7 protein-coding genes are annotated in these 6,605 nt (G+C 60.8%); 5 read left to right on the top strand and 2 right to left on the bottom strand.

Annotated features, from left to right (window positions below):
- The first annotated feature begins 428 nt into the window (after positions 1-428).
- From ACFPTO_RS22035 to ACFPTO_RS22025, 3 genes are read left to right on the top strand one after another with little or no spacing between them, the layout of a single operon-like run.
- Positions 429-731 carry a hypothetical protein gene (locus tag ACFPTO_RS22035; protein WP_377714716.1) on the top strand — a complete coding sequence of 101 codons (303 nt, stop codon included), beginning with the start codon at positions 429-431 and terminating at the stop codon, positions 729-731.
- A gap of 14 nt (positions 732-745) precedes the next feature.
- A complete protein-coding gene (locus ACFPTO_RS22030; protein ID WP_377714714.1) occupies positions 746-1,234 on the top strand; it encodes a hypothetical protein in 489 nt (162 codons plus the stop codon).
- Complete coding sequence (locus tag ACFPTO_RS22025) at positions 1,231-1,515, top strand: hypothetical protein (protein ID WP_377714712.1); 285 nt, start codon at positions 1,231-1,233, stop codon at positions 1,513-1,515. Before ACFPTO_RS22030 ends, ACFPTO_RS22025 begins: the two co-directional genes overlap by 4 nt.
- A gap of 130 nt (positions 1,516-1,645) precedes the next feature.
- Here the strand turns inward: ACFPTO_RS22025 and ACFPTO_RS22020 are convergent, their stop codons facing one another.
- Together ACFPTO_RS22020 and ACFPTO_RS22015 are read right to left on the bottom strand one after the other, a co-directional pair.
- Positions 1,646-1,834 (bottom strand): hypothetical protein, encoded by a 189-nt coding sequence (locus ACFPTO_RS22020; RefSeq protein ID WP_377714710.1) that lies wholly within the window; start codon positions 1,832-1,834, stop codon positions 1,646-1,648.
- A gap of 914 nt (positions 1,835-2,748) precedes the next feature.
- Complete coding sequence (locus ACFPTO_RS22015) at positions 2,749-3,687, bottom strand: LysR family transcriptional regulator (RefSeq protein WP_377714708.1); 939 nt, start codon at positions 3,685-3,687, stop codon at positions 2,749-2,751.
- A 146-nt stretch (positions 3,688-3,833) separates the two neighbouring features.
- Here ACFPTO_RS22015 and ACFPTO_RS22010 point away from each other — a divergent pair, with 146 nt between their 5' ends.
- On the top strand, positions 3,834-5,267 hold the full coding sequence (locus ACFPTO_RS22010; protein ID WP_377714706.1) for a YfcC family protein: 1,434 nt from the start codon (positions 3,834-3,836) through the stop codon (positions 5,265-5,267).
- Positions 5,268-5,292: 25 nt separating this feature from the next.
- The gene (locus ACFPTO_RS22005) at positions 5,293-6,498 is read left to right on the top strand and encodes a M20 aminoacylase family protein (protein WP_377714704.1); all 1,206 of its coding nucleotides are present in this window, start codon (positions 5,293-5,295) and stop codon (positions 6,496-6,498) included.
- Positions 6,499-6,605: the final 107 nt, after the last annotated feature.

Here is a 6,605-nt window from a genome sequence, read left to right as displayed (position 1 = left end):
CCACACGCGCCGCGGCACACTCACGGCCATGTGGTTGAGGGCAGACGTCCAATAACCCTTAACGACTACCGCCTGACGCCGAAGACCGTAGCCGACCCACTACCGCCGGTCACGCCGTCGTGGTTAAACGGCGGATAACTGAGTGGTACAGCCATCCGGGCCGGCCTCTCGGGGACAGTAGCTCAGCCAAAGCGGACGATCGGCCGCACCTGTCCACAGGCTGTGATCAGACATTTCCCGGCTTTTGGCAATTCGGCTGAGTGCGTTACGTGCCGCTCCAATTCGCCTATGCTAAATGTAGCTGCAGTACAGGGTCCGCCCCCAGACGCCGGCGAACCCTTTACGACCAGCGTCCTTATACCGCGAATGCCAACAATTCGGGAGGCCACCGGATGCATGCGAGACCGTACCTAACGGGAGTCGTCGCATTGACGGCCGTCCTCGCCAGTTGCATGACTCCAGTGGGTAGTCCGGATCTGCTGGCGTTCCTGAAGGACGACTCGACGACGCGCGAGGATGTCTACCTGCACCTGGCTGAGCCCAGTTCCACGTTTGAGGGCGGGCGCATCCTAACCTATCTGCTAGATGAGGATAAGGCTGGCTACATTTTGATGCGGCGAAGAGAAAAAACATGGAATGGCAAGTTCAGTCTGGTGCTGGCCTTCGACGAGCATGGCGTGCTGCGGCACCACACCATGGTCAGAATCCGGGCGTTTCCGAACTCACCTTGATCGGGACTTCAACGATGCAAGCATCCCTGTTAAGGACGATCGGCGTTGCCGTCGGTGCCGCGTTGCTGCTGGTTGCTTGCCCGGTGCCGGTTCCACCAGGCTATTACGATTCCCGCGCCAACGTCCCTGCGACGGTCCCGGAATCGATCAAGAAGGGCGAGTCCACCCGTGAGGACGTTTTGATGCAGTTCGGCGAGCCCGATACCGTGGCAGTCGATGAGTCATGGGTGGAGTATGGCAGCAGTTACACCCTTGGCGGACTGGTTCTTTTCATGTGCGCGGGTGGGGGATGCGCTGCCGTTGGTGCTATGGACATGCGTTTTCGACGGATGATCATCGAATTTGATCAGACGGGCGTCACAACGGAAATAATCCTGGAATCAAAGGATTGCTTCCAGTACGCCGCCGGGGGATCGCGCGGAGGAGGCACGACAAAGCCGTGCCTGGATAGTTTGGGGCTGGACGTTCCGGAGGCGTTTCATCTGCCTTCCGTTCGTGAATGATGGCAGCTCAGCGGGATCGGCAAGAACTCTCCCGTCGTGGATTCCGCTTTAGTCCCAATGTGCTGCGTTTGAAACGGGACCAAGAATGTCTTGTTTATATCGACGACCTCAAGGGCAATCCAGAAGGCATCAGTCCGGCGGACATCAAGTCAGGCCTTGAAAACAACGCGGAAGAAGTGCGTGATGCCCAATCACAGCTACGTGTGGTCGATCGCCGGCGAACGGCACGTGGTCATCGTCGGCCCGCGAACGACCGGAAACTGAGCGCTACGGGCGCATGAATGTCAGGTGCGCGACACTAGCGAACGACTCTTGATGGCCGACCTGTGCCGCTAGCACAACCACTGCCACAATGAGGCGCGGGACGTCCGGCTGCCACCTGGCGCGACGCTGCATTGGGGTCGCAGATGTCTACTTGTCGCAGCCCTTGCCGCCTACGCCGACCTTGCCGCGCCCGACCTTGAGATGAGGCAAACTGGGGCGTAGCCTCTTCCTGGAGCCGGTCGTCAACGTCACGTGCTCCGCAGGGTAGCGGGTCGTCCTGTGCAGCGCGGCCTGATAGGCGGGCTGGCCCGGATCGATGCGCTTGATAGCTGACATTAGCTGGAACCTCCTCAGAGGATTCTAGGCGGAAGCGGCACGGCGGTTAGCCGTCGGTGGTGAGCCTTCAAAGCAGACACTCGCTCGCGAGCGCTTTCTGTAAGTTACCTCACACTGAATGCAGCGCTACAAGAAAAAATATAAGCGGTAACGCAGCGCCAGCAGCAACGGCACCTATGCCCACGGTATAGGCGATTGCTGAGTTAGTCCACGGGACCCTGCACGAGTCGCTGACAATCAGCGCACAGACCGACGCCCCAAAAGCGCCGAACACGTAGTACAACCAGCCTCCAGACTGATCAATCAGCGACGAATACAGGATCAGGAAACAGACGAGACCTGTAGCAGACCCCGCTATCAGTATCGCCCTTGCTCCCAACACGAGCATGCCTGTAAGCGGTAACGCTTGACTAAGCCAATAAAACAGGAAGTTAGGCCAGAAGGAGTCAGCGTTCCTGGATGCGAGGAGTAGTGACACGCATGCACCGGCCAGCAGCAATATCAGGAGAATTACCACGTCTCGTGCGCGAGGCGATGGTCGTTGGCCAAGGGGCGTCTTTCCCATGGTTGGGGGTATTGTCAAATCTGTTAGATGTGTACTGCACCTCATCGACATGCTGCATTCCGTGCGCGAGCGAACTTAACTCATACGTACATTGTGTCACCGGATTGTTGGCGATCTAGCCTGTAGCGTCGAATGTCTCTTCTTGGCCGCACTCCGACCCATGGTTGGATCGTGAGAGGCCGCGAGCGATGGATCTATGCGAGAGGCATAAAGCGACCCGCAAGAGACGTTCGAGCCAGCACGAACAAAATGACCGCTTCGAGGAAACAACAGTCGTCCGCCCGGCCATGTCGATCGCCAAAATGCCGAGGTGCGAATGTGCTGAATACAACGGGTGCTGCTTCTATTGCTACACAGTCGACATTAGCCTGACAATTTCCCGCAGGAGATAGTTCGCGGCCGGGCCAAGTCGCCGTCCGGCCCGTGTTATCACGTAGCGGTCGAATGTACGTGCGATTGGATGGTCGATCGGCACGGCCTTGACCTGACCGGAGGCGATTCTCTCCTGGGCTGCGCCGCGAGTCATGAATGCAACAGCCAGGTTCTGTGCCGCAATTGCAGCGGCCGTCGAAAACCGGTCACAGCGAAATGCAGGCATGTACGTGTGTCCGATATCGGCGAGGATCGCGTTGACATGGGCCTGCAACCCGAACTCCGTGGGCATAAAGACCAGGCGCTCATTGGCGAGATCTTCCATCTTCACCGATTTGCGCGACGACATCGGATGGTCGACCGAAAAGATCGCACATAAGGGCTCGCTCTGGAACATGCGCGCGTTCAGAGTCGGGTCGGTCGAGGCACCGATGGACACGCAGATGTCGACCAGATCCTCACGGATCATGGAGATGAGTTGCGGAAGCGAGCCGGTGCGCAACTCCACGACGATGCCGGGGTATCTGTCCAGGAAGGGTTTCAGGGCAACCGAGACCAGACTCGTCACGATTCCCTCGCCTGCGGCGATGGCGACCTGCCCGCGCTGCAGGCTGCGGTATTCCTCGAGCTGGGCACGAAATCGGCGGGCGTTGCGCTCGCAGTCGCGAAAATAATCGACCGCCATCTGACCCGCTTCGGTCAACTCCATTTTTCGCCCACGACGTGTGACGAGCGACAGCCGAAGGTCGCGCTCGGCCAGGGCGACTTGCCTGCTGATCGTCGAAACGTTCACATCCAGGCCAAGTGCTGCCTGACGCATCCCGCCGTACGTCGCGATCGCGACCAGGTATTGCAGCGTACGTTCGGAGAGGCTCCGTTCGAAGGTATCCAACGCGAGTTCCAGTGTTGCATTCAATGCAACATTTTCGCAGCTTGACAGGCAACTTTCCACTTGGATTTTCGCCGATACTCCGCCCCATAGCCGGCCGGGGTACGCGCACGTCCCCGACCCGAACGGAGACAGAGCGGACGACCGCTCGAAAGCATCGATGGAGGAGCAACATGAACGACGCGAGCAGGAAAGTCGAAAGCGTGGAGCAGCGGCGGCCAGCCCGCGCGAACGGCGGCAGGGAGCCAATCAGCCCCTATGTGCTGCTGTTCGTCATGCTGATGGTGGCGGTGATCGCGACATGGGTCGTGCCATCGGGCGAGTTCTCGCGGACGGTCAGCGATGGCGTCAGCCTCGTTGTCCCCGGCAGCCTGAAACCGGTGGCTCGGCACGGCGTGTTGCCAGGCGAGATGTTTGTCACGCTGGCCAAGGGAATGATCGCGTCCGCGCCGATCATCTTTCTCATCCTGTTTACCGGCGGTGCGCTGGCGGTGCTCGAAGCGACCGGGGCCGTTCGTAGCGCACTCGCATTGGCCGCCCACCGGGAAGGCGCGCGGACGCACATCACCGTCATCGTCCTGTGCGTCGTCTTTTCGCTGCTCGGCACCCTGGGTGTCGTGACGAATTCGGTCGTGGCGTTCGTCCCGCTTGGACTGCTGCTGGCCGAGTCGATGGGGCTGTCGAGGGAAATGGGGGCCGGCCTGATCTATCTGAGTACCTATGCGGGCTTCAACACGGGCATCCTCAACCCGGTGACGACCGGACTGACCCAGCGTCTGGCCAGCCTGCCGATGTTTTCCGGCATGACGTTCCGCGTGTGCATCTACATCGTCTTCGTCGTGGCCACCATCATTTTTCTCGTCGCCCGGATTCGCGCGAGTCGAGTGAACGGCGCAGCGGTTTCCGCCTCGACGCCGTCGATGGGCGGGGCCATGCCGCTCCCGTCTCCGCGACGCCTCGACACCCGGCAACTCGTCGTCGTCGGCATCGTACTCGTCTGCCTGTCGGTATTCGTCTACGGTTCGTCGACGCGGCACTGGGCCGAAACCGAGATGATCGCGATGTTCCTCGTCATGGCGATTGCCGGCGGGATTGCGAGCGGCATTCGACCGGGCGAGATCGCGGACACGTTTCTTCATGGCTGCAGCGGACTCGTCAAAGGTGCGCTCGTGGTGGGGATCGCGCGAGCCATCTCTATCGTCCTCACCGACGGGAAGATCCTGGACCCGATCGTCGACATGCTCGCCGGATGGCTTGCCCCGCTCAATTCCACGGCGGCTGCTATCAGCATGTTCGCGAGCGCCGCGTTGATTCACGTCGGAATCTCGTCCGGATCGGGCGAATCGGCGGTGCTCATCCCGATCTTCGCTCCGCTGTGCGACACGCTGCACCTGACCCGTCAGGTGACGGTACAAGCCGTGCTGCTCGGCGAAGGCTTCATCAACTGTTTTAACCCGACTTCCGGTGTCCTGATGGCGGTCCTGGCGACCTCCGGTGTTTCCTACGTCAAGTGGCTGCGTTTCGTCATGCCCCTGCTGGTCGCCTGGTTCGGCATCTGCATCGTCGCCATTGCAGCCGGCGTCGCCATTCATTTGGGCCCCTTCTAGTCCGCCGCTCCTTCCTGGATCGAACATGCTATTACCCGACCTCAGTTCCGTCTCCGACCTCGAACCGCTTGCCGACGACATGCGCAAGCTCCGCTATACGCTGCATTGCTGCCCGGAACTCGCGTTCGAGGAAGTGGCGACCGCGGAACTCGTCGCGAATCGTCTGAATGAATACGGCTATTCGGTCGAGACGGGGATCGCCGGCACGGGCGTCGTCGGCACGCTGCGGCTGGGCGCGAGTGAACGCAGCATCGGGATCCGGGCCGACATGGACGCGCTGCCGATCGACGAGTTCAACACGTTCGGCCACAAGAGCCTGATTCCGGGACGGATGCATGCCTGCGGTCATGACGGGCATACCGCCATGCTGCTCGGCGCGGCCCGATACTTGTCGCAGCGCAGGCAATTCGACGGCACCGTGAACCTGATTTTCCAGCCCGCCGAGGAGCGCGGCTACGACAGCGGTGCCAAGCGAATGGTCGAGCAAGGGCTCTTCGAGCGGTTTCCCTGCGATGCGGTGTTCGCGATGCACAACCACCCGGGCGCTCCGGCGGGCACGTTCATGTTCCGCAAAGGCAACTTCATGGCCGCGGGCGACCGCGTCTTCATCAAAGTCGTCGGCAAAGGCGGGCACGCTGCCCGCCCGCATCTGGCAAACGACCCGATCGTCGCGGCAGGCAGCATCGTGATGGCCTTGCAGACCATCGTGTCCCGCAATGTCGATCCGACCCAGTCCGCCGTTGTAACCATCGGAAGGATAGCCGGCGGATCGGCGCCCAATGTAATTCCGGGCGAGGTCGAATTGAACATCAGCGTTCGATCGTTCGACGCGGGCGTCCGTCGGATGCTGAAGGAGAGAATCATCGGGCTCGTGCACGCGCAGGCCGGCAGCTATGGCCTCGCGGCCGTCGTCGATTACGTGGAGGGCTATCCAATGGTGACGAACACCGATGCCGAAACGGAGCTTGCGATCCAGGTCGCGAAAGAACTGGTTGGCGACGATCGGGTCACGGAACAGGTGGCCCCGTTGATGGGAAGCGAGGACTTCGCGTACATGTTGCAGGCGCGCCCCGGTGCCTTCCTGCGGATCGGTAACGGCCCGACCGACGGCGGGAACACCCTGCACAGCGCGACCTATGATTTCAACGACGAGAACCTGGTCGTCGGTTCGGCCTTTTGGGCAAGACTGGTGGAACGTTATCTGCCTTCGAACGTCGGCAACGGCCGATGATGCAACAAGCATCATCGATGCGCGGTTGGTCGACAACTGAGCGAAGCCGACGCTCGAATGTCGAACCTACACCCGAATCGAACGACGGCTCATGGCCGACTCCCGCC

This window comes from Paraburkholderia denitrificans (genome assembly GCF_042655705.1).
GTDB classification, from domain to species: Bacteria; Pseudomonadota; Gammaproteobacteria; order Burkholderiales; family Burkholderiaceae; genus Paraburkholderia; species Paraburkholderia denitrificans.
Note: the sequence above shows the minus strand (reverse complement) of the source record. Positions and strands in the feature narration are given on the sequence as shown.

Excerpts from the sequence above, each read along its gene's own strand:
- ACFPTO_RS22010 (WP_377714706.1), top strand. The coding sequence starts at position 3,834 with ATGAACGACGCGAGCAGGAAAGTCGAAAGCGTGGAGCAGCGGCGGCCA.
- ACFPTO_RS22025 (WP_377714712.1), top strand. The coding sequence starts at position 1,231 with ATGATGGCAGCTCAGCGGGATCGGCAAGAACTCTCCCGTCGTGGATTC.
- ACFPTO_RS22030 (WP_377714714.1), top strand. The coding sequence starts at position 746 with ATGCAAGCATCCCTGTTAAGGACGATCGGCGTTGCCGTCGGTGCCGCG.
- ACFPTO_RS22005 (WP_377714704.1), top strand. The coding sequence starts at position 5,293 with ATGCTATTACCCGACCTCAGTTCCGTCTCCGACCTCGAACCGCTTGCC.
- ACFPTO_RS22020 (WP_377714710.1), bottom strand. The coding sequence starts at position 1,834 with ATGTCAGCTATCAAGCGCATCGATCCGGGCCAGCCCGCCTATCAGGCC.